Genomic DNA, 20,648 nt, shown 5'->3' on the forward strand with positions numbered 1-20,648 from the left:
CGCTGGACTGCACGGCCTGTTCAGCCACTGTTGCTGTCAAAGCCCATCCGGTGCCTGGTCGGGGGTGGCCTTAGACTTTCTCTTTCTCGATCGCCAAGGTTGCGGGCTGTTCCGGGGTGCGGGTTTCCTCGCCGCCTTCCTTGATGCCCTTTTTGAAGGCGCTTATGCCTTTGCCGACCTCGCCCATCATGGACGAAACCTTGCCCCGGCCGAACAGGACAAGGACGACGGCGGCAATCAGCAAAAGTTGTGTGGGGCCCATCGGGTGCATGATCTTCTCTCCTGGCGCCGTGCCTTACGGCGATGGGCCTTTCTAGCAAAGGCGCGGGGCTGGTGGAATGTGGGCGGCTTTCGTTGCTGACAGGAGATTGGCGGTTGGGGGCTTGCGTGTCGGTGGCCGTGGCGCGCTAATGCGGAAAATGCAGGAGGCGGGATTGGCAGTTCAGGCAGTGGTTTTCGACATCGGCAATGTGTTGATCGAATGGAACCCCGAGCGGTTCTATGACGGGCGTCTGGGGGCGGCGCGGCGGCAAGAAATGTTTCAGGCGGTCGATCTTCATGGGATGAACGAGCTGGTCGATGCGGGCGGGCCGTTTCGGGAAACCATCTATGGCTGGGCAGAACGCTATCCGGCATGGCGCGAGGAAATTCGTTGGTGGTTTGACCATTGGATCGAGATGGCGAGCCCGCGGATTGAAGGGTCGATCCATCTGCTGCGGGCCTTGCGGGCCAAGGGGGTGCCGGTGTTCGCGCTGACGAATTTCGGGACGGACAGCTTTGCCTATGCGCAGACGCAGTATGATTTTCTGGGGGAGTTTGACCGGGCCTATGTGTCGGGGCGGATGAAGCTGACAAAGCCGGACCCGGCGATTTATGCGGCGGTGGAGGCGGATTGTGGGGTTCCGCCCGAGGCGTTGTTGTTCGCGGATGACCGGGCCGACAACATCGCGGCGGCAGCGGCGCGGGGTTGGCAGACGCATTTGTTCCGCGATTGGCAGGGCTGGGCCGGGCGGCTGGTGGCGGAAGGGTTGCTTTCGCGGGATGAGGCGGGTTTGTGATGCGGATCATCGGTTCTGAGGTTGAGGCGCATTTGTCCTGGGCGGGGCTGATGGATGCGCTGGAGGCAGGGCATCACCTGCCACGGGCCGAGATCAAGGACATGTTCCTGTATCGGGGGAAGGACACTTTGCTGGTGCGGGCGGCCTGGATTGATGGGCTGGGGCAGTTGGTGAAGGGGGCGACGGTGTTTCCGGGGAACGGGGCGCGGGGCCTGCCTGCGGTGAACGGGGGGGCGCTGCTGTATGACGATCAGACGGGGGAATTGCGGGCGGTGATTGATTTTCACCTGCTGACGAAATGGAAGACGGCGGGGGACAGTCTGCTGGCAGCGCGGCATCTGGCGCGAAGGGACAGTCGGCGGATTTTGCTGGTGGGGGCGGGGACGGTGGCGCGGTCGATGCGGGCGGCCTATGCGAGCCTGTTTCCGGACGCGCAGTTCAGTGTCTGGGCGCGGAATGTGGAGAGCGCGCGGGGAATGGATGCGGAGGTGGTGGCGGATCTGGAAGCGGGGGTGAGGGCGGCGGATGTGATCTGCACGGCGACGATGGCGACGGCGCCCCTGATCAAGGGGGAATGGTTGCAGGCGGGGCAGCATTTGGATCTGATCGGGGCCTATCGGCCGGATATGCGGGAGGTGGACGATCTGGCGTTGAAGCGGGCGAGCCTGTTTGTGGACAGCCGGGCGACGACGCTGGGGCATATCGGGGAATTGAAGGATCCCTTGGCGCGGGGGGTGATTGCGGAAAGCGATGTACGGGCCGATTATTATGATCTGGCGGCGGGGCTTTACCGGCGGTCGTCGGACGCAGAAATCACCATCGCGAAGAACGGCGGTGGGGCGCATCTGGATTTGATGACGGCAGGGTATATTCTGGGGGCGGCGGGTAGGGCGGGTTGAACCCGCCCTTTAAGCGTCAGAAATCAAAGATATCGCCAAGCCAGCTTTCGCGGCGTTTCTTATAGGGTTTGCCGCCGCGGTAGTGGTCGTCATCGTCGTCATAATCGCGGCGGCGGCGATCTTCTTCGCGCCGTTGTGGGGCATAGGGGTCTTGCGGCGGCTGTTGATAAACCGGGGCACTGGGCGGGGCGGGGGGGGCTGCGGGCACCGGCGCGATGGTGGGGCCACCGGCGCGTTCCAGGATCTTGTCCAACTCGCCCCGGTCCAGCCAGACGCCACGGCATTTGGGGCAATAGTCGATCTCGACCCCGTTGCGTTCGGTCATCACCAGTGTTTCGTTGTCGACAGGACAGCGCATCAGATCCTCCAGATTGCGTTTCGTTGCAGATGGGGTTTGGGGCGGGGGGCTGCAAGCGGGCGCGCGGAATTTCGCTTGCCCTTTGCCGCCCGCCCCGCCAGATTGCGGGCAAGCCGTGGCGATGGCGTCGCCACAGGGGGGAACCCCGATGCCTGCGGGAAACCGCTTTCGTCCTGCACGCCGGGATCTTTCGGGGTCCGGCGTGGCCCCATTTCTGAGGGGTCTGACGATGAACCGTCCTGAACAATACCGCTTTCACAACGGCGAAAAGGCCGCCTTGCCCTTTGCGGCCGAGGAATATGAGGACCGGTTGGCCGGTCTGCGCGACATTCTGGAGATGCACAGTCTGGATGCCATCGTGCTGACCTCGATGCACAATGTCGCCTATTATTCGGGGTTTCTGTATTGTTCGTTCGGGCGGCCCTATGCCTGTGTGGTGACACCCACCGAATGTGTGACGGTCAGCGCGGGGATTGATGCGGGGCAGCCTTGGCGGCGGTCTTTTGCGGACAACGTGACCTATACCGACTGGACGCGCGACAATTTCTGGCGGGTTGTGGCGGGGATCGTGGGGACGGGCCGTGCCGTGGGGGTGGAGGCGGACCATCTGACGATGGTGCAGGCCGAAAAGTTCAGCCATTTTCTGAAGCCCAAGCGCGGCATGGATATTGCGCCCGCGACGATGCAGCAGCGGATGATCAAATCCGAGGCGGAGATCGCGTTGATCAAGGCGGGGGCGGCGGTGGCGGATGTGGGGGGCTATGCCATCCGCGAGGTGATCCGCGAGGGCATCCGCGAGATTGACGTGGCGATGGCGGGGCGGGACGCGATGGAGGCGGAGATTGCGAAACGTTTCCCCGATGCGGAATACCGCGACACCTGGGTCTGGTTTCAGTCGGGGATCAACACGGATGGGGCGCATAATCCGGTGACGGGGCGGAAGCTGAAACGGGGGGATATTCTGTCGCTGAACTGCTTTCCGATGATCAGCGGTTATTACACGGCGCTGGAACGGACGCTGTTCGTGGGCGAAGTGGACGCAGCGAGCCTGAAGATCTGGGAGGCGAATGTGGCGGCGCATGAGTTCGGCATGGGTCTACTTCGGTCGGGCAATTCCTGTTCGGACATCACGGCCCAGATCAACGGGTTTCTGGCCGAACGCGACCTGCTGCAATATCGGACTTTTGGCTATGGGCATTCCTTTGGCCTGCTGTCGCATTTCTATGGGCGTGAGGCGGGGCTGGAGCTGCGGGAAGACATCGACACGGTGCTGGAGCCGGGAATGGTGATCAGCATGGAGCCGATGCTGACCATCCCACACGGCCAGCCAGGGGCGGGGGGCTATCGCGAGCATGATATTCTGGTGATTGGCGAGGATGGGGCCGAGGATATCACGACATATCCCTATGGGCCGGGATTCAATATCGTCGGTTGAGGCAAAAGCCGGGGGGCAGCCGCCCCCCGGACCCCCCGAGGTATCTTTGGCAAGATGAATAGGGGCCGTGGCTGTCACCCATTCGTCACGCCGCTGTCACGCCGATGAAACCAAAAGCGCGCAGGTGATCCTGAAATTCGTTCAGGAGACGACGATGCGCTTGCAGCTTATGACCTCGACCCTCGCCCTTTTGGCCGCGATGCCGGCCCATGCCGAGATGGTGTTCAACCGTGTCGCATCCATCGCCACGCCGCTGAACATGGCGGAGGGGGAAGATCAGGCGCGGGCGACGTCCGCCGAGATCATTTCGGTCAGCGAAGATGGCATGACGCTGATCTATACCGACAGCCCGCTGAAATCGGTGGGGTTGATTGATCTGACGGATCCGACGCAGCCCAAGCCCTTGGGCAATATCGCGATGGGGGGCGAGCCGACCACGGCGCAGATCATCGGGGGGATGGCGTTTGTCGGGGTCAACACCTCGGAAAGCAAGGCGAACCCTTCGGGCAAGCTGGTGACGGTCGATCTGGCCAGCCGGGCCTCGGTCGCGGAATGCGATCTGGGTGGGCAGCCGGATTCGGTGGCGAAAGCCAAGGACGGTTCGTTTCTGGCGGTGGCGATTGAGAACGAGCGCGATGAGGAATTGAACGACGGGGTGATCCCGCAGATGCCCGCCGGGTTTGTGGTGAAACTGCCGGTGAAGGACGGGGCGGTGGATTGCGCCGGTCTGGTGAAGATCGAATTGACCGGGCTGGCCGCGATTGGCGCCGAAGACCCGGAGCCGGAATATGTCGATATCAACAGCAAGGGGGAAATCGTCGTCACCTTGCAGGAAAACAACCATATCGTGGTGATTGGCACGGACAATGCGGTTTCGACCCATTTCAGCGCGGGTTCGGTTGTGCTGGAAGGCATCGACACGAAAAAGGACGGGGCCTTGCGCTTTGACGGCAAGGCCGAGGCTTTGCGCGAGCCCGATGGGGTGAAATGGCTGGGCGATGATCTGATCGTGGTGGCCAATGAGGGCGACTATGAGGGTGGGTCGCGCGGCTGGACCATTTTCGATGTCGCCGGAACGGTGGTTTATGAAAGCGGGGCCAGCTTTGAACAGGCCATCGTGGCGCTGGGCCATTACCCGGATGCGCGGAACAAGAAGGGGATCGAGCCGGAAAGCATCGAGATTGCCGAATTTGACGGTAAGCCCTTGGTCTTTGTGTCGTCCGAGCGCGCCTCGGTCATTGGGGTTTATGATGTGACGGACCCCGCGGCCCCGGTTCTGCTGCAAATTCTGCCCTCGGGTGTGTCGCCCGAAGGGATGGTGGCGATCCCGGCGCGGAACCTGCTGGTCAGCGCCAATGAGGTGGACCTGCGTGAGGACGGTTTGGCCCCGGCGCATGTGATGGTCTATGCGCGGTCGGAAGGGGTGGCCGCCTATCCGATGATCGAGGCGGATCAAGGCATCGGCTGGGGTGCGATGTCGGGGCTGGTGGCGGGGACGGAGCCGGGCCAGTTGTTCGCGGTGTCGGACAGCGTCTATGGCGCGACGCCGATGATTTACACCATCGACGCAGGCCAAACCCCGGCGAAGATCACCAAGGCGATGCTGGTGACGCGCGATGGGGTGGCCGCGCAAAAGCTGGATCTGGAAGGGATTGCGCTGGATGGTCAGGGCGGTTTCTGGCTGGCCAGCGAGGGGCGCAGTGACCGGCTGATCCCGCATGCGATTTACCATGTCGATGCCGAAGGGGCGATTGATCAGGAGATTGCCCTGCCGGAAGACCTGCTGCGCAACGAGGTGCGCTTTGGGTTTGAGGGGATCACGGTGGTCGGCGATACGCTGTGGCTGGCCGTGCAGCGCGAATGGAAGGACGATCCGGTGGGGATGGTGAAACTGCTGGCCTATAACACCAAGGAAGAAACCTGGGGGGCGGTGCATTATCCGCTGGATGCCCCGGCGGAAGGCTCTTGGGTGGGGCTGTCCGAGATCGTGGCTGCGGGCGATTGGGTCTATCTGATTGAACGCGACAATCAGGTGGCGGGGAAAGCGGCGGTCAAGAAGATCACCCGCGTCGCCCTGTCACAGATGGTTCCGGCGGAACTGGGCGGGGCGCTGCCGGTGGTGACGAAAGAGACGGTGCGTGATCTGCTGCCCGATCTGGATGTGCTGAAAGGCTATCGTGCCGAAAAGATCGAAGGACTGGCTGTGGACGGCGCTGGCAAGGCTTGGGTTGTGACGGACAATGACGGTGTGGCCGACAACTCGGGCGAGACGCTGTTCTGGTCGGTGGACATTCAGCCCTGATTTCAGGCCTTTCGAAGCAAACCCTCAAGCGTTTCAGCAACGCTTGGGGGTATTTTATGCTGTTTGGGGCGAATCTACTTGACCCTAGGGCCACCAAAGGCGCCTTTCAGCCCGATGCCCAATGTGCGGAGCCTGTCTTGCCTTCCTTGCTTATCCGATTCGCTGCTGTTCCCCTGATGTTGGCCCTGGCGGCCTGTGCGCCTGCCGTGAAAGAGCCTGAAGGCCCGCCGCCCCCCGTGCCGGGCTATGAGGCGATCCAGGATGGGGAGTTCCATATCAATCAGGTCGATCCGCATTACCTGCCGGAACATATGCGCCGCCAGTTGGTGCCGTGGAACGGGCCGCAGGGCGCGGGGTCGATTGTGGTCGATACGCATTCGCGGCGTCTGTACTATGTGATGGGTGACGGGACGGCGATGCGCTATGCGATTGCGGTGGGCCGTGAGGGGCTGGGGTTCCAGGGGGATGGGACGATCCAGCGGAAACAGGAATGGCCGAGCTGGACGCCGACGGCGAATATGGTGCGGTCGCGGCCGGATCTGTATGCGGCCTATGCTGGTGGTCTGCCGGGGGGGCTGATGAACCCCTTGGGGGCGCGGGCGTTGTATCTGTATCGCGGTGGGCGGGACACGATGTTCCGGATCCACGGGACGCAGGAAAATTCGTCGATTGGGCGGGCGACCTCGGCTGGTTGTATCCGGTTGTTCAACCAAGACATCATCGACCTGTTCGGGCGGGCTGACTATGGGACGCGGGTGCATGTGCGTTCGGCGGCGGAATCATTGGCCCTGGAAGGGCCGATGATCGAGGATGAGAACGGGCGCATGATGCCCTATAGCCCTGAAGCCGCCGCGGCGATTGAAGAGCGGCGTCTGGCGAAGGCCGAGGCTGAGCGTGAGGCTTTGCTGGAGGGGCAGCCTTTGCCCGAGGCGACGGTGGTGCCGGGAACGGCGGGTATGGTCGAGACGCCGACGCAGCCTGTTTCCTATTTTGACCGGCCGATGCAATAAGCAGGCTGCGACAGGCCTAAAAAAGCCCGCCATCCGTGTCGGATGGCGGGCTTTTGCATGGGCCGGACCCTACCAGTTGATCTGGGTCTTGAAGTCGCTGACGAGGCTTTCCCAAAGATAGATGTTGTCCTGGAAAGTGGCCGAGGTGATCCCGCCGCCATAAAGGTTAATGTCCATCGACAGCCAAGGATCCTGATTGTCGTCCAGATAGGCGCGGGTGTAGCGCTTTTTCGAATGCCAGTCGTTCATCACGTCCAGCCCGATGCCGTTTTCCAGATTGAAGCCGGAAGACAATTCGATGGAACTACAGGCTTGTCCGCTTTGGCAGCCGTAAAAATAGATCTGGTAGTTGACGCCTGCGATGGCGGATTCGATCTTGGGATTGCCCTCGCCATCATCGGTGAGCTTGGCTTTGTAGCCCCATTCCTGCAAAAGATCGGTGATCAACTGCGGGTCTTCGCCGGTGATGATGATTTCACCGCCACCCCCGGCCGGCGCGCCGGTCTGCTGTTGGGCGGGTGGGGCTTGTTCCGGCGGGGGCTGCTGCGTGCCCGGCGCGTTGCCGCCAGCCCCAAAGGGCGAGGTGCGGGTGCCGCCGCCATGAACGCTGCCGGTGGTCTGGGCCTTTGCCGTGTCAAAGGCCAGTGGCACCAGTGCAAGGCCCATGCCAATGGTGAGAATCCGAGCAAGCATGACCAATCTCCTTGAAAATTTCGCGCATGGTGCCAAGGCGCGGGCCTTGGGTCAACGGCTGGCGCTTACAACCTGATCACATAATCCTTGATCGTCGTTTCCAGCACCTCCCATGTGCCTTGAAAACCGGGGCGGATGATCATGCTGTCGCCTGCGCGCAGGGTGGTTTCCACCCCGGCGGCATCGGTAACGACCGAGACGCCTTGGGTGATAGAAAAATACTCCCATTCGTCATAGTGGACGCGCCATTTTCCCGGCGTGGATTGCCAGATGCCGCAGTACAGCCCATCGCTTTCCTCAAGGTTCCAAGTGGTGTGTACGGGGTCGCCTGCCAGAACCTTGGCCGGATCGGGGCGGGCCAGGTCGGGTTCCACGCCTTCGGGGGCCACGCGCAAGAGCATCGGTTTTCCTTTCGTTAGGTTGCCCAAGACTTTGCACCGGTGCCTTGGTCGGTCAAGCCGTGCTTTACGCTGGTGCAGCAATTCGCGCGCCGCTATAACGCCTGAACAATCCACCTGCCGAGGGGCCCCTGATGAGCGCATCTTCCCCCCAGCGTCCGGTTCTTCCCGCCGATATCATGGCGATGAAGGGTGGCGCGCCGATTGTCGTCCTGACCGCCTATACGACGCCCGTCGCCCGTCTGGTCGATCCGCATTGCGACATTGTGCTGGTGGGGGACAGTCTGGGCATGGTGCTGCATGGCCTGCCCTCGACCCTCGGGGTCACGATGGAGATGATGATCCTGCATGGTCAGGCGGTGATGCGGGGGCTGCATAAGGCGATGCCGGTCATCGACATGCCCTTTGGCAGCTATGAGGAAAGCCCGGCGCAGGCCTTTCGCAATGCGAGCCGCCTGATCGGGGAAACCGGGATTCCGGCGGTGAAGCTGGAGGGCGGGCAGCATATGGCCGAGACCATCGCTTTCCTGACGGCGCGGGGGGTTCCGGTGATGGCGCATATTGGTCTTACGCCGCAGGCGGTGAACACCTTGGGGGGCTATCGTGTGGTGGGCCGGGATGGCGAGGGTCAGCGTTTAATGGACGATGCCCGCGCGGTGGAGCAGGCCGGGGCCTTTGCGGTGGTTGTTGAAAAGGTACCCGAAGGGCTGGCGGGGCGTCTGACCGAGGCGCTGACGATTCCGACCATTGGCATCGGGGCAGGGGTGCGCTGCGACGGGCAGGTTCTGGTGGTGGATGACATGCTGGGGCTGTTCACCGATTTCCGTCCGAAATTCGTGAAACGCTATGCCGAGCTAGGGCAGGGGGCGTCAGAGGCGATTGCGTCTTACGCCGCCGATGTGCGGGCGCGGGTCTTTCCCGGCCCGGAACATGCCTTTCCCGACAGTTTGACGCCCAAAGCAAAATGACCGACATTCTGCGCGATCTGCCCAGCCTTCGCGGCCGCATCGCCCGCTGGCGGGCGAATGGCAAGACGGTGGGGGTGGTGCCCACCATGGGGGCGCTGCATCAGGGGCATCTGTCGCTGGCGCTTGCGGCGAAAGCCGCCTGTGATCGGGTGATTGTGACGATCTTTGTGAACCCGACGCAGTTCAACAACCCGGATGATCTGAAGAAATACCCAAGGACCGAAGAGGCCGATGCGGCGCTTTTGGCGTCTATTGGCGTGGATGTGGTCTTTGCCCCACCGGTGGAGGTGGTCTATCCGCCGGGCTTTGCCACGACGGTCAGCGTTTCGGGCGTGTCTGGCCCCTTGGAGGGCACGCACCGCCCCGGCCATTTTGAGGGCGTGGCGACGGTGGTGGCGAAACTGTTCGGCATGACAACGCCGGACAAGGCGTTCTTTGGGCAGAAGGACTGGCAGCAACTGGCGGTGATCCGGCGCATGACAGCGGATTTGAACATTCCGGTGCAGATCGTGCCCTGCGAAACCCTGCGCGATCCGGATGGGCTGGCCCTGTCGTCGCGCAATGCGCGGCTGTCGCCGGAGGCCCGTGCCAAGGCCCCGGTGCTGTATCGCGCGATGACGCGCGCGGCGCGTGCGGTGGCCGGTGGAGAGCCCGCCGCAGCGGCCCTGAAGGCGGCGAGCGCCGAGGTTCTGGCCGGTGGTTTCAGCGCCATCGACTATCTCGACCTTTGCGATGCCGATACGCTGGAACCTGTCAGCGATACGCGCCGCCCCGCCCGGCTTTTGGCGGCGGCCTGGCTGGATGGTGTGCGGTTGATCGACAACATTCCGGCAGGTTGATTTCGGGTGACGCGGCCCTTTCAATTTGCCAGACTTCACACCAAGTAAAGACCAATCACATTGACGGCGGAGGGATACATGGCCGATTTCGAAACGCAGATCCGGGAAAGCCAGGCGCAGGTCGCCGAGGCCCAGGCCAAGATCAGCGCCATCACCAGCCGCATTGAAGAGGCACGCAGCAAATTGGCGGCGGGTGAGGCGGCGATTGACGTGGAAAACGCGACGCTGGACGATGTGCACAAACACACCGACCTGATGAACGCCAACATCGCCGAGCTGATCATGGGCTTGGATGATGTGACGGCGGGCTTTTCCAAGGATTTCGACGAAATGCGGTCGAAAACCACGATGGAAAGCCTGATCGGCTGGTTTTCCTCGGCCAAGTCGGAATCGATGCGGCAGGAACGCCTGCGGGGGGCGTCGATTGACGACAAGCTGCAAGACCTGATCGCCAAGTCGGACGTGATCGTGAAACTGCTGCAAGGGCAGTTGGACATGCTGAATGTGCAGAAGGCGAGTGTCGAGAAAAACCTGACCGGCACCCTGACCGAACGGGAAACGACGGTGGCGGCGCTGGAGGAATCCCGGGCGCAGATCGCGGCGATGGATCCGAAGATCATCGAGTTGGAAAACAAGATCAGCGTTGAACAAGACGCGGGCAACCGGACCAAGCTGGAAAGCGAGTTGGCCGAACTGAACAAACAGCACAACGCGCTGGTGCAAGACGAACAGGTAAAACTGGCGAAAAGTCAGACGCTGGAGCGTTACATCGAAAAGGGCAAGACTTGGGTGGACAGCCTGCAAAACCAAGCGGCGACGCAGATGGTGCTGATCAACAAGCTGCAAACCGACACGAAGCAGCGGGTGGTTTTGTATGATGCTTTGACCGCGTCATTGAAGACGGCGCAGCAGCAGGACGTGGCGCACCGGATCAACGAGATCGGGGTGAAGACCGACCAAGAGGCGCAAGCGGCGATGGCGGCGATTGGGTCGGCGACGAACCAGCGGATGGCGGATATGCTGGAAGCGCATGAGGGCCATATGGTCTTTGCACGGGAAATTCTGGAGCAGAAGGCCAAGGCGGATGAGCGGTTCGCCCGGCGCTTTGCCACGATTGTCGAGAAGCATGACAAGAATGAGTATGGGGCGTGACTTTTGCTAACCAGTCCCGGCGCACGCTCGTGTTGGGGCTGGTTGCCCTGGGGTTTGGCTTTGGCCTTTTGATGCTGCTACCATTCGTTGGCGATGGGATGGGCGCACATGTGTTGGCGTGGCTGTCTCTTCTAGGCATGTTCGCGGGCAGCCTATTGTTGTTCGTCGGCTTTGGTCGATGGATACATCGCCTGATGTGGCAGTCCGCGATACGTCATTCGACTTTGCAGATGTTCGGTCGAACCCATGCTGACCGCATGCTCAACGGCGCGCTTTCTCCTTTCTGGAGATGGTGGCTTTGGATTACGCCAAGCGGTGAAGATAGGGACGCGTATGACATCGCAACCAACCCCTAAACGCCGGCGCTTCCTGCTTTGGCTGGGCCTGACAATCGCGGTCATGGCCGTTCACTTTGCTGCTGCGATTTATTTCGTTACACAAAGCCACGCCCCAGAGACGGTATGGCTTGACGCGGGATTTATCTTTCGTGCAGCCGCACTCATTACAATTTCTACTCTGATTTGCCTATTGTTGGTGTGGTATGGTGCCCCCCTCTACGTCCTCATCCTTTGGAAATATTTGGCCGCGATAGAATACCTAACCGGACTTCCTTGGGGTAGCCGTATCGGGCACAGCATTTTGCGCAATGCCTCTTTCTCTCGCGCCAAGCCGGGCACGCCTTACGCTTGGGTTTATGGTTTGGCTCGGCGTGCCTATGGTGATCAGGTACCGCAGGACAAACCGAATGCTTGAAACCTCACCTCATCCCCCCCTCCCATCCTCCCCCACAAGGGGGGAGGGGCCGCCTCGCGCCCTTGATCCCCGTCACCGCCCCCGCCATCCGGGCGCTTCCCTCCCCCCCTGTGGGGGAGGGTCAGGGTGGGGGGGCGGCAACCGCAGACAAAGGGGCCAAGATGCCTGATACCCCCCTCACCGACGATCATGCCCAGCTGTACGACAACCTTGTCGCACGGCGCTATTTTGACAAGTTTGAACGCATCACCGGCCATCTGGCCCGTGTCGCCGCCGAGTTGGAGACCGAAGGCCGCCTGACCCGCCTCGAATCCCGCGTTCTGGGGCATTACGTCACGCGGTTGGCGGCGACCTTTCGGGCCTTGTCCTACAAATACCTAATGACGGGGCGCACCGAGGGGCCGCTTCCCGGCAAGCTGACCTTTGACCGCCATGAAAGCGGTTTTCCCGTCGCTCAGGAACTTATGGTCATGGCGAACGATGCCCAGCAGGCCACCCGCCATCTGGCCGGGATGCCGTCGGAGACCGAGTTGAAGGACCGCATGATCCGCGCCATTGTCGGCGATCTGGAACTGCCCACCCGGTTGCAATTCACCCTGTCGCAGCGGCTTTATTACGAAACCCTCGCCATCCTGTCGCAGCCCGAAACCGACGCTTTGTTCTGGGCGCGGATTGACCCCGATGCACAATGGCTGGGCGATGCGGGGGAGCGGCGGCAATTCCTTGTCCATTGGGCGGTCTATGACACGCAGGTCAACTTGCCCGTGGTTTATCTGATGGAGTTGGAGGATTCGGGTCAAACGCCTCTGCCCCGTTCCAGCCGCTGGGCGCAGGTGCAGGCCCATCTGATGGCGCAGTCGGTGATGGGGCTGAAGCTGCTGACCATTGCGCAAGGTTTCGACAAGGATTTCGACGACCTGCACCCAAAACGCCTCCGGCGGGTCATTCTGGGGCCGATGCATTCCAACAGCTTTACCCTGCAATCCGGGCCGTTGGCGGATATCCTGCGTGACGCGCGGGGCAAGCCGGGCGAGGATTGGGCGCTGGTCTGGACGGTAGAAGAGTTGAACAGCGACCGCGAGGAAATGGTCAAGGATGGCTGGTTTTCATCCGTGCCCCGGCAGGTGTTCAAACTGCCGCCGGTGATGGGGGCCGACACGGGGGCGACGCGGGTGGAACAGATGATGATCCTGCCCGAAATGATTTATCAGGTGCTGGCTGAACGCAACCCGCCGGGTTTGCGCGAATACCGCAAGTTCGTGGTGGGCGCGGGCGGGCGTCTGATGCCGATACGCTAGGGGGATGGGATGACGGTTCGCGACACGATGGAATTGAAGGAAGAGGCGGTTCGGGCGCAGTATGAGGCGGCTTTGAACCTGCTGACCGGGTTTGACCATGCGCCCCGGCTGGCGAAACCTATTGCCGAGGCCCCTGCGGCGGAACTGTCCCCCGGCATTGCGGCGCGGCCGCGGTTCCGGTCCACCGTGCCCGGCATGGCGACCCGTTCGACGCAGCGGCCCGGCGGGGTGCGGATTGTGGATCGGATCGGCGCTTTGGGCGATGGGCTTTTGTCACCCACGCAATCCAACGTGCTGAACGCCCTGCGCCGCGCTTTGGCGATTGCCATGGCCATGGGCGAGACATTCGCCGGGGCCACGCCCTTGGCCGAGTTGAAGAAGGCCAATCTGGAAACCCGGCTGCCCGAGGCGCGGCGGGCGGAGTTTTCCGAACTGCTGGCGGCCGAGGCGCTGGTTTGCCTGCACGCCTTTGCCAACACCACCGCCTTTCTTTTGTCGCCGCATATGGGCAGTCAGACGGTGGAAATTGGCGCGGTGGAGGAGGTTCTGACCGACAATGCGCCGCTCGCCCTGCAAGGCGCGCTGTGGGAGCTGGATCAAGACATCGGGGCCTTGGCGCAAGATGACGCGCGGCTGGTGGCGACGGTGGCGGCCTTTGCCGAGGCGCTGATGGACCGTGCGGCCCAGCGGGCGGAAAGCCTGCCGAAGGCGGCGGCTTACGCGGCGGCCAGCTGGCGGGTCGAGGCGGATGATCTGACGTTTTCCGGCTTTAAACCCGCACGATCGGCCAAGGGCACGGCCCTGACCATGACTTTCAAGAAACCCACCGAAGTCGTCGGCAACCATATCGCCAAATATCAGGCCCTGCGCCTGTCAAAAATGCTGATGGCCTATGACTTTGAACGCAAGCTGAACCCTTTTGCCGAGCTGGGGGGCTTCATCTTTACCTTCATGGGCGATGGCAAACCGGGGACGGGCAAGACCACGCTGATCCAGATGATGGCGGGATTGCTGAACGATTACTGCAAGGTGGCGGGCTATGCCTTTCGCTATCAGAACTTTGGCATCGACCAGATTGACAGCTATCAGGGCAAATCGGGGCAGAATGCCAAGGCGTTCATCGACGCCATTCTTGACCCCGGCGTGATCGGCTTTGGCACTATCGACGACATCGACCAAGTCGCCGGCAAACGCGGCGACCGGCAGTCCAGCGCGGGGCAGCAAGAGGTGACGGCCGTCCTGATGGGGGCCTTTGCCGGGGCGAATACCGTGGTGCGGGGGAACTGCACCTTTGGGATGTTCTCGAACTATCCTGAGAATGTGGACGACGCCCTGCGGCAGCGGGCCGGGGCGCGTTTTCTGGTGGATGGGCCGCAAACGCGGGACGATTACATTGATATCCTGTCGCTTTTGCTGGGGAAGAACCATGCGATCCCCTTGGGCGACCACGATCTGTTTGCCGCGCAGGAAATCAAGAAAGCCGTCGCGGCGAGTTTTGAAGGGCATGGCGTGCCGCATGAGGATGGCTTGCGGAAGGTCTGGGATCAGGTGGTGGCCTCGGGGCCTTTGGATACGGTGGCCAAGATCGGGGCCTATCTGAAGGCGATCCAGCAGGCGGATGAGCGGTTCACGGGCCGGGCGGTGAAGAACATCACCGATGCGGTGAAGGTTCGGGCGATGGACTTTGAACTGCCGGATGAATGGATGGAACAGCCGGACCTGTTCCTGTTCAAGGGCTATGATGAGAAACTGGCGATGATCCGGGGGCTGATGCAGCCCATCACGGTGGAGATGGTGATCCAGGAGGTGAACCGCTACGCGGATTCGGAATTCCGCTATGCGGATAAGAGTGATGAGGTGGCGATTCAGGGGATGGTCCGGGATATGGGGCGGATGGACGAGGCGCGGAGAAGGTATGCGGAGGGGAAGGGGTGAGATGAGCGTTTCACCAACTCACTCGCCAAAACAAAACATCACGATGTCAATCTGATCGAGTACAGCCGATGACTAGACGAACCATCACGGATGAGGAAATCGGTCTGATCAAGGCAATGCTGCGCAGGGGCATGCGGAATCGAGACATTCAATTTTATTTCAACCGGCAAGATCGCCCAGTAAATTCTGGAAGGATCACTGGGATCAATGCCGGGGATTATGGCCCAGAGGTGCAAGCGGCGACAGAAGCCGCATTGGACACATTCCTTGCTGGCTTCGCGCCTGCCGAGGTGGGGGTGGTGATCGAAGCTGGCGCTCCGCGTGAACCGACGTTGGCTGAAAGGGCGTTCGCCCGCTTCGTGCAACGTGATGGCGGCTGGTTTCTCGCAGACGGGGAGACCTCGGATCAAGAGTGCAAGGCGCAGTTCGATCCTCGCCGCATGGAGCCAGTCGTTCGTGCGATTGCTGCAATGGCGAACAATCGGGGCGGCTTTGTTTTCATTGGCGTCCAAGACGCAGATTGCCGTGTAACAGAGATGCCTGACACTGCCTTCCAAGATACCGACATCGTCCGCATCACAGACAAGGTGAAAAGCCTTCTGGCGCCTACGCCAGCCTTTTCCAAGGATGTCATTGAGGTCGGCGGTCAAGCAGTCGGCTTCATTCATGTCGAGAAATATTCAACCCCGCCCGTGATCGTGTGCCGTGATGCAAACGGTCTTGAAGACGGAACGATCCTATTCCGCTATGCGGGGCAGTCTGGAAAGATCAAGTTCGGCGACTTGCTGGCCATGCTGCGCGAACGCGACAGGGCTGCAACGCAGACCTTGTTGGCAAGCGCAACCCGCCTCAGCGAAATTGGCGCGGATCGGGCATTGATCGTAGATACAGAAAGGGGCGAGTTGGACGCTGGAGCAAAACGTATAGTGATCGACCGCGCCTTGGCCAACCAGCTGGATTTCATTCGCGAAGGCGAGTTTCAAGAACGCGCCGGGGCACCAGCTTTGCGTCTTATCGGCGATGTTCACGCAGTAGACCCCGAGGGTCAGGTGGTCGAACGGATCGAGGGGCGGGCACTTGACGCCGACGCGGTTCTGTTTGCCTACCTCGGCCGTGAAGTTGTTCGCGAACCGCTCCAATACATCTGCTTGTCCGCAAAAGTACAAAGGCAATGGCTGCCCGTCTTTTACTTTGTCCGCCTTGCAGGCGGCGACATCGACGCTGCGATTGCGGCGCTAGATGCAACAAACGCGGTCTATCGCGTCTCAAAGCAAAACACGCTTGAACGATTAAGAGCACAGCGATCTGCATTTGAACGACCCGGCGGAGCTATCCTTGAAGTGGTGGCAGCCTTGCAGGCCGGGCATTTTGACGAACTCCGTCAGGCGTTCAACGACGGGCAGATCGTACGTGGCATTCGTGGCCTGCCTGATGGGTTTGATCCGACCGAGCCGCTTTTCGATCTAATTCGAGACATCTATCGGGATGCAGACGATAACGCGAATATCCGAAGTGGCGTTTTCAGTGCAGCCGCTCGCCTCGATGAATTGGAATTCGTAACCCCATGAAACGCCTCATCACCGCCGGTCTCATGTTCGGCAACCTTGTCGAAATCACCTCGCCCGCCCTCATTGAACGCTACAACCGCGCGCTCAGGCATTTGACGGGCAAGACGACCCAGCTTCAGGACTTCCACATCGACATCTCCGGCTTTTCCCCCGAAATCGGCGAAGAGCTGAACGACGACCGCTACCTGAACCCCAACGGCGCCAACCGGCAGTTCATTCTGCTGACCACGGCGCAAAAGGCGGCGCCTTTGCTCAACAGCCAGTTTTCCACCAGCCGGGGCATTCTGCGCCAGTTCATCGACCAGAACGAGGCGCAGTTGTTCGCCCTGACCGCCCGCGATGCCGTGGCGGGGGAGTTGCAGGGATCGGTCTTTGGCGTGGACAAGCCGGCGCAGCTTTTCGACATTCGCAAGATCGTGGTGCAGGCCGACACGATTGGGGGCCATGTGCGCGATGCGGAAAAGCTGGCGGCGCTGATCGAACGGTTTCGGAAAGAGCCGGATGGCTGGCGGGATGATCTGCTGATGGCGGAAATGATCACGCTGGCGAAGGTGACGGGGGACATTACCCGCGTGCCGATCAGTCTGCCGGAAATGGCGTTTGAGCAGGGTAATTTCTGGACCAGCCACTTTGGTGGCCTGTATATTTTCCGCAACGTGGCGGTGCCGGGGGTGATCTGCAACCGTCCGGAATCGGAACTGGGGCCGATGCCGATTTCGCCGGTGATGGATTTTGCCCAGCGGAATGAGATTGCGGCTTGGCTGGAGCGGAATGAGCTGGTCGAGCCGATCGTGAACGCGCGGGGCATGGATGCGGCGGCGGTGCTGCGGCAAAAGATGGATTTCATCGTGGTCGAGGCGGCAGAGGCCTTGGCGCTGGATCTGGGCGGGGCGACGCGGCAGGATCTGCGCAAGATTGCGACGCGGCTGGGGCCTGCGCTGCCGGATGAGTTCAAGGGCTTGGCGGCGCTGCTGGCTTGGGTGGAGCGGGCGGGGGAATGGCCGATGATTTCCAGCGAACATCCGGCCTATTTCTATACGCTGCGGTCGCGGGCACACCCGGACCGGGATTTGGTGAATATGCTGCTGGCGGAGCTGGCACCCTTGGACGTGCGGCAGTTGTTCATCACGCATAAGCAACGGTTCTATGAAGCCTATGCCGGATGGTCGGACCGGAAGCGGCAATTCGTGGTGGATTTTCTGGCGCGAGAGTATCAGGTGGACAAGCAGGGCGCGCGGGCGGCCTTGTTTGGGCCAGAGCCGGGGATGGATGCGAATGACCGCCCGCCGCCGAAACCGGCGGTCGATCTGGGGCGGCTGGTGGGGCCATGGGGGGCGATCCGATGATGGCATTCTTTCGGCTGGGGCTGCTGTATCTGGTCTTTGCGACGGTGATGTATTTCCTGCTGACCGTCTATTTCCGGTCCTTGCGGCGCGAGGCCTTGGAAAAGGAATGGGACGGCGACCCGGCACGCGAAGGGGCAAGTGCGGCGGAACGGGAGGCGTTCATCGAGGCGGGCGTGGCGGAATGGAAGCACAGTTTCCGGCGGCGGCTGATTTGGCTGGTTTATGTGATCCCGGTCCTTATCATCGGCGTTGTGATCTATTATGTGAACTGGTGAAACATCGGGGGCGACAATGGCCAGATACTTCCGCATTCTGAAATGGGTGATCCTGTCCCTGATGGCGCTGACCTTGGTGGCGTTTTTCCATTATGTGCTGCCGCAGCATGATGTGGTGCGGATCACCGATACCAGCACGCAGCGCATTGATATGGGCGAAAACTCGCTGTTCTGGGCGGCGGCGGATTTGGGGACGGATGCGACGCAGACAACGCGGGATGTGAAGTTCATTGCGACGATCCAGCCAAACGGTAAGCCGATGGTTTACCGGAACGAGGATACGGGCTGGATCTGGCCGCCCTATTTCAAATTCGACAGCTATAATGTGCAGGCCGAAGCGTCGGATCTGAAATCGACGGCGGAAGCGCCGAAATGGGTGATGATCACGCATTACGGCTGGCGGAACGAATGGTTCACGATTTTCCCGAATGCGGTGTCAGTCAAGGCCGTTGAGGGGCCGGATGTGACGGTGTTTCCTTGGGTGAACATCGTGATCCTGTCCGGGCTTTTGGCGATCCTGTTCATGCTGTGGCGGATGTGGGCGCAGTTCAAGGAACGCACGATTGACCCGACGATTGACGCGGTGGATGCCCGCGCCGATGCGATGGCGGACAGCGCAAGGGGCTTTGGCGGGCGGATTTCGGCCTGGCTGGGCACTTGGCGGGCGAAGCCGCGCAAGTAGCGACACGATGCTGGTTAGAGCCCTGTGGCATCGGTGATGCCGGTTCCAATCAGGAGCCTTGACCCAATTTTTCCTTGCTATAACGTTTTAGGATGGCGTTAAAGCTGGGGGCGGGATGGTCAGACTGACAACCGATGTGCGTGGGAAGCTGGCGGATGTTTGGGTGGGGTTGGATGCGGGCGAAACCGTGACCATCACCCTGAACGCCAAGGGGCAGTTGCAGAACAGTGTTGATGGGCTGGTGGCCGGGAACCTGCGGCAGCTTTATGTCTCGGTCCGGGGCGAAGGGGCGGCCCTTGTGACCGGGGGGCGCTATGCGGACAATCTGACTGGTGGTGTCGGCGATGACGTTTTGCGCGGCGGCGATGGGAATGACGTGCTCTATGGCGGTTATGCCAGCTTTTATTGGGACAATGGCCAACAACGCTATGTCCGACCCAATGCGGGGGCCGACAAGATTTTTGGCGGGGCGGGGGCCGATTTTCTGACCGGCGCAGCGGCGGCCACGCTTTATGGTGGGGCGGGCGACGACCTGATGGATTGTGTCGCCGCCGATGGCCCGAAGGGCGCTTTGTATGGTGGCAGGGGCAATGATGTTCTTTCCGCCAGCTTTGGCGATGTGGCCACGGCGTTTCATTTCGAGGGCGGGCAGGGAACCGATGCGCTGCTGCTTGATTTTCGCGGATCGGCGGCTGCGGGCTATCCGCAGGGGCCGCAGGTCGTGGATTTTGCGGCGGCGCGGGGCGGAGTTCTGCGGATCGGCGGTTTGGAGGCATCGGGCTTTGAACGGCTTATCTTTGCCGGAAGCGATCAGGCCGATCAGGTGAAAGGCGGGGCGCTGGGCGATATTCTGCGCGGCGAAGAAGGCGCGGATCACTTGCTGGGCGGCGGCGGGAACGATGTTTTCCTATGGAAGCATCAATCCTTTTCCGACAGTGATGGCGCCGATTATCTGGATGGGCAGGCAGGGCTGGATCAGCTTCGGATCGACTGGCGGTCGGCGGACGGGCTTTTGGTGACCCTGACCGCAGAGGGCGATGTGCAGTCCAGCATCCCGGGCTTCACCGCCAAAGGGATCGAGGCGCTGCGCATTCAGGGCGATGTTGGCCATGACACGATGATGGGCGCCCGCGGGAATGACACGTTCTGGGGCTCGCTGGGGGATGATCTGCTATCGGGTGGCGGGGGGGACGATCATCTGATCGTCGGGCTAGGCCATGACACCGTGATGGGGGGGCGCGGCGCGGATCTGTTCCTGTTCAACGGGCAAGAGACGACGACCATCAGTGACTTCGTCTCGGGGCAGGACAAGATCGTGCTGAACCCGATCTGGGGGGGCAAAGCGGGTGCTTTGGCGGCGGGGACATTTCGCTTGGGCAAGCTGGCGCAAGATGCGGATGACCGGCTGATCTATGACCGGGCGCGTGGGCAATTGTGGCTTGATGCGGATGGCAATCGCGCCGGGCAGGCGGTCTTGCTGGCCCAGTTAAAGGAAGGGGCGGCGCTGACGGGGGCGGATATCCGATTGCTGACGCATTGGGACGGTCTATATCCGCATATCCCCGATGCGTTGAAACCCATCTGGTCGATTTTCTGAATTGGGGCGATGTTTGACCGAAAGGTCAAAAAATATCAGCCGCGCGGCTTGCGAAATGCGGCGTCCCCGTGCAGTTTGGCTA

The 20,648-nt window shown here is 61.4% G+C and carries 21 protein-coding genes; 17 read left to right on the top strand and 4 right to left on the bottom strand.

The window, feature by feature from the left end; genetic code table 11:
• Window positions 1-70: 70 nt before the first annotated feature.
• A complete protein-coding gene (gene tatA / locus IE095_RS06880) occupies window positions 71-271 on the bottom strand; it encodes a twin-arginine translocase TatA/TatE family subunit (protein WP_373295400.1) in 201 nt (66 codons plus the stop codon).
• Window positions 272-434: 163 nt separating this feature from the next.
• Here tatA and IE095_RS06885 point away from each other — a divergent pair, with 163 nt between their 5' ends.
• Together IE095_RS06885 and IE095_RS06890 are read left to right on the top strand one after the other, a co-directional pair.
• The gene (locus IE095_RS06885; protein WP_189410908.1) at window positions 435-1,058 is read left to right on the top strand and encodes an HAD family hydrolase; all 624 of its coding nucleotides are present in this window, start codon (window positions 435-437) and stop codon (window positions 1,056-1,058) included.
• Window positions 1,058-1,957 carry an ornithine cyclodeaminase family protein gene (locus IE095_RS06890; RefSeq protein ID WP_189410909.1) on the top strand — a complete coding sequence of 300 codons (900 nt, stop codon included), beginning with the start codon at window positions 1,058-1,060 and terminating at the stop codon, window positions 1,955-1,957. Before IE095_RS06885 ends, IE095_RS06890 begins: the two co-directional genes overlap by 1 nt.
• Window positions 1,958-1,973: 16 nt before the next feature.
• Here the strand turns inward: IE095_RS06890 and IE095_RS06895 are convergent, their stop codons facing one another.
• Window positions 1,974-2,315, bottom strand: coding sequence for a TFIIB-type zinc ribbon-containing protein (locus tag IE095_RS06895; protein ID WP_189410910.1), 342 nt, complete (start codon window positions 2,313-2,315; stop codon window positions 1,974-1,976).
• A gap of 229 nt (window positions 2,316-2,544) precedes the next feature.
• Here IE095_RS06895 and IE095_RS06900 point away from each other — a divergent pair, with 229 nt between their 5' ends.
• The 3 genes from IE095_RS06900 to IE095_RS06910 all read left to right on the top strand — a co-directional run bounded on the left by IE095_RS06900 (window position 2,545) and on the right by IE095_RS06910 (window position 7,062).
• Entirely contained in the window at window positions 2,545-3,750 is a 1,206-nt protein-coding gene (locus tag IE095_RS06900) for a M24 family metallopeptidase (protein WP_189410911.1), read from the top strand.
• Window positions 3,751-3,904: 154 nt separating this feature from the next.
• Window positions 3,905-6,052, top strand: coding sequence for an esterase-like activity of phytase family protein (locus IE095_RS06905; protein WP_189411232.1), 2,148 nt, complete (start codon window positions 3,905-3,907; stop codon window positions 6,050-6,052).
• Between the two features lie 176 nt (window positions 6,053-6,228).
• Window positions 6,229-7,062, top strand: coding sequence for a L,D-transpeptidase (locus IE095_RS06910; protein ID WP_229804597.1), 834 nt, complete (start codon window positions 6,229-6,231; stop codon window positions 7,060-7,062).
• Between the two features lie 69 nt (window positions 7,063-7,131).
• On the opposite strand, the gene IE095_RS06915 is transcribed toward IE095_RS06910, so the two are convergent.
• On the bottom strand, window positions 7,132-7,755 hold the full coding sequence (locus IE095_RS06915; protein ID WP_189410913.1) for a YbjN domain-containing protein: 624 nt from the start codon (window positions 7,753-7,755) through the stop codon (window positions 7,132-7,134).
• A 65-nt stretch (window positions 7,756-7,820) separates the two neighbouring features.
• Window positions 7,821-8,156, bottom strand: a complete 336-nt coding sequence (locus IE095_RS06920; RefSeq protein ID WP_189410914.1) for a cupin domain-containing protein — start codon at window positions 8,154-8,156, stop codon at window positions 7,821-7,823.
• A gap of 131 nt (window positions 8,157-8,287) precedes the next feature.
• Between IE095_RS06920 and panB the strand changes: the two genes are divergently transcribed.
• The 12 genes from panB to IE095_RS06975 all read left to right on the top strand — a co-directional run bounded on the left by panB (window position 8,288) and on the right by IE095_RS06975 (window position 20,566).
• Window positions 8,288-9,121, top strand: coding sequence for a 3-methyl-2-oxobutanoate hydroxymethyltransferase (gene panB / locus IE095_RS06925; RefSeq protein ID WP_189410915.1), 834 nt, complete (start codon window positions 8,288-8,290; stop codon window positions 9,119-9,121).
• Window positions 9,118-9,960: a pantoate--beta-alanine ligase gene (gene panC, locus IE095_RS06930; protein WP_189410916.1), complete on the top strand. Its 843-nt coding sequence runs from the start codon at window positions 9,118-9,120 to the stop codon at window positions 9,958-9,960. The genes panB and panC overlap by 4 nt, the downstream gene beginning before the upstream one ends.
• Before the next feature lie 78 nt (window positions 9,961-10,038).
• Window positions 10,039-11,112 (top strand): coiled-coil domain-containing protein, encoded by a 1,074-nt coding sequence (locus tag IE095_RS06935; RefSeq protein ID WP_189410917.1) that lies wholly within the window; start codon window positions 10,039-10,041, stop codon window positions 11,110-11,112.
• The gene (locus IE095_RS18295) at window positions 11,109-11,468 is read left to right on the top strand and encodes a hypothetical protein (protein ID WP_229804599.1); all 360 of its coding nucleotides are present in this window, start codon (window positions 11,109-11,111) and stop codon (window positions 11,466-11,468) included. Before IE095_RS06935 ends, IE095_RS18295 begins: the two co-directional genes overlap by 4 nt.
• Window positions 11,446-11,865 (top strand): hypothetical protein, encoded by a 420-nt coding sequence (locus IE095_RS06940; RefSeq protein WP_229804601.1) that lies wholly within the window; start codon window positions 11,446-11,448, stop codon window positions 11,863-11,865. Before IE095_RS18295 ends, IE095_RS06940 begins: the two co-directional genes overlap by 23 nt.
• Window positions 11,866-12,026: 161 nt before the next feature.
• Window positions 12,027-13,163: a hypothetical protein gene (locus tag IE095_RS06945; RefSeq protein ID WP_189410919.1), complete on the top strand. Its 1,137-nt coding sequence runs from the start codon at window positions 12,027-12,029 to the stop codon at window positions 13,161-13,163.
• Between the two features lie 9 nt (window positions 13,164-13,172).
• Window positions 13,173-15,098, top strand: a complete 1,926-nt coding sequence (locus tag IE095_RS06950) for an AAA family ATPase (protein ID WP_189410920.1) — start codon at window positions 13,173-13,175, stop codon at window positions 15,096-15,098.
• 68 nt (window positions 15,099-15,166) lie between these two features.
• Window positions 15,167-16,666 (top strand): AlbA family DNA-binding domain-containing protein, encoded by a 1,500-nt coding sequence (locus tag IE095_RS06955; RefSeq protein ID WP_189410921.1) that lies wholly within the window; start codon window positions 15,167-15,169, stop codon window positions 16,664-16,666.
• Window positions 16,663-18,012 carry a DUF6638 family protein gene (locus IE095_RS06960; RefSeq protein WP_189410922.1) on the top strand — a complete coding sequence of 450 codons (1,350 nt, stop codon included), beginning with the start codon at window positions 16,663-16,665 and terminating at the stop codon, window positions 18,010-18,012. Before IE095_RS06955 ends, IE095_RS06960 begins: the two co-directional genes overlap by 4 nt.
• Complete coding sequence (locus IE095_RS06965; RefSeq protein WP_189410923.1) at window positions 18,009-18,287, top strand: hypothetical protein; 279 nt, start codon at window positions 18,009-18,011, stop codon at window positions 18,285-18,287. Before IE095_RS06960 ends, IE095_RS06965 begins: the two co-directional genes overlap by 4 nt.
• Before the next feature lie 16 nt (window positions 18,288-18,303).
• Window positions 18,304-18,969: a DUF1523 family protein gene (locus tag IE095_RS06970; RefSeq protein ID WP_189410924.1), complete on the top strand. Its 666-nt coding sequence runs from the start codon at window positions 18,304-18,306 to the stop codon at window positions 18,967-18,969.
• A gap of 115 nt (window positions 18,970-19,084) precedes the next feature.
• Window positions 19,085-20,566 carry a calcium-binding protein gene (locus tag IE095_RS06975; RefSeq protein ID WP_189410925.1) on the top strand — a complete coding sequence of 494 codons (1,482 nt, stop codon included), beginning with the start codon at window positions 19,085-19,087 and terminating at the stop codon, window positions 20,564-20,566.
• Window positions 20,567-20,648 lie beyond the last annotated feature (82 nt).

It is taken from the genome of Neogemmobacter tilapiae, from assembly GCF_014652215.1.
Taxonomy (GTDB): domain Bacteria; phylum Pseudomonadota; class Alphaproteobacteria; order Rhodobacterales; family Rhodobacteraceae; genus Neogemmobacter; species Neogemmobacter tilapiae.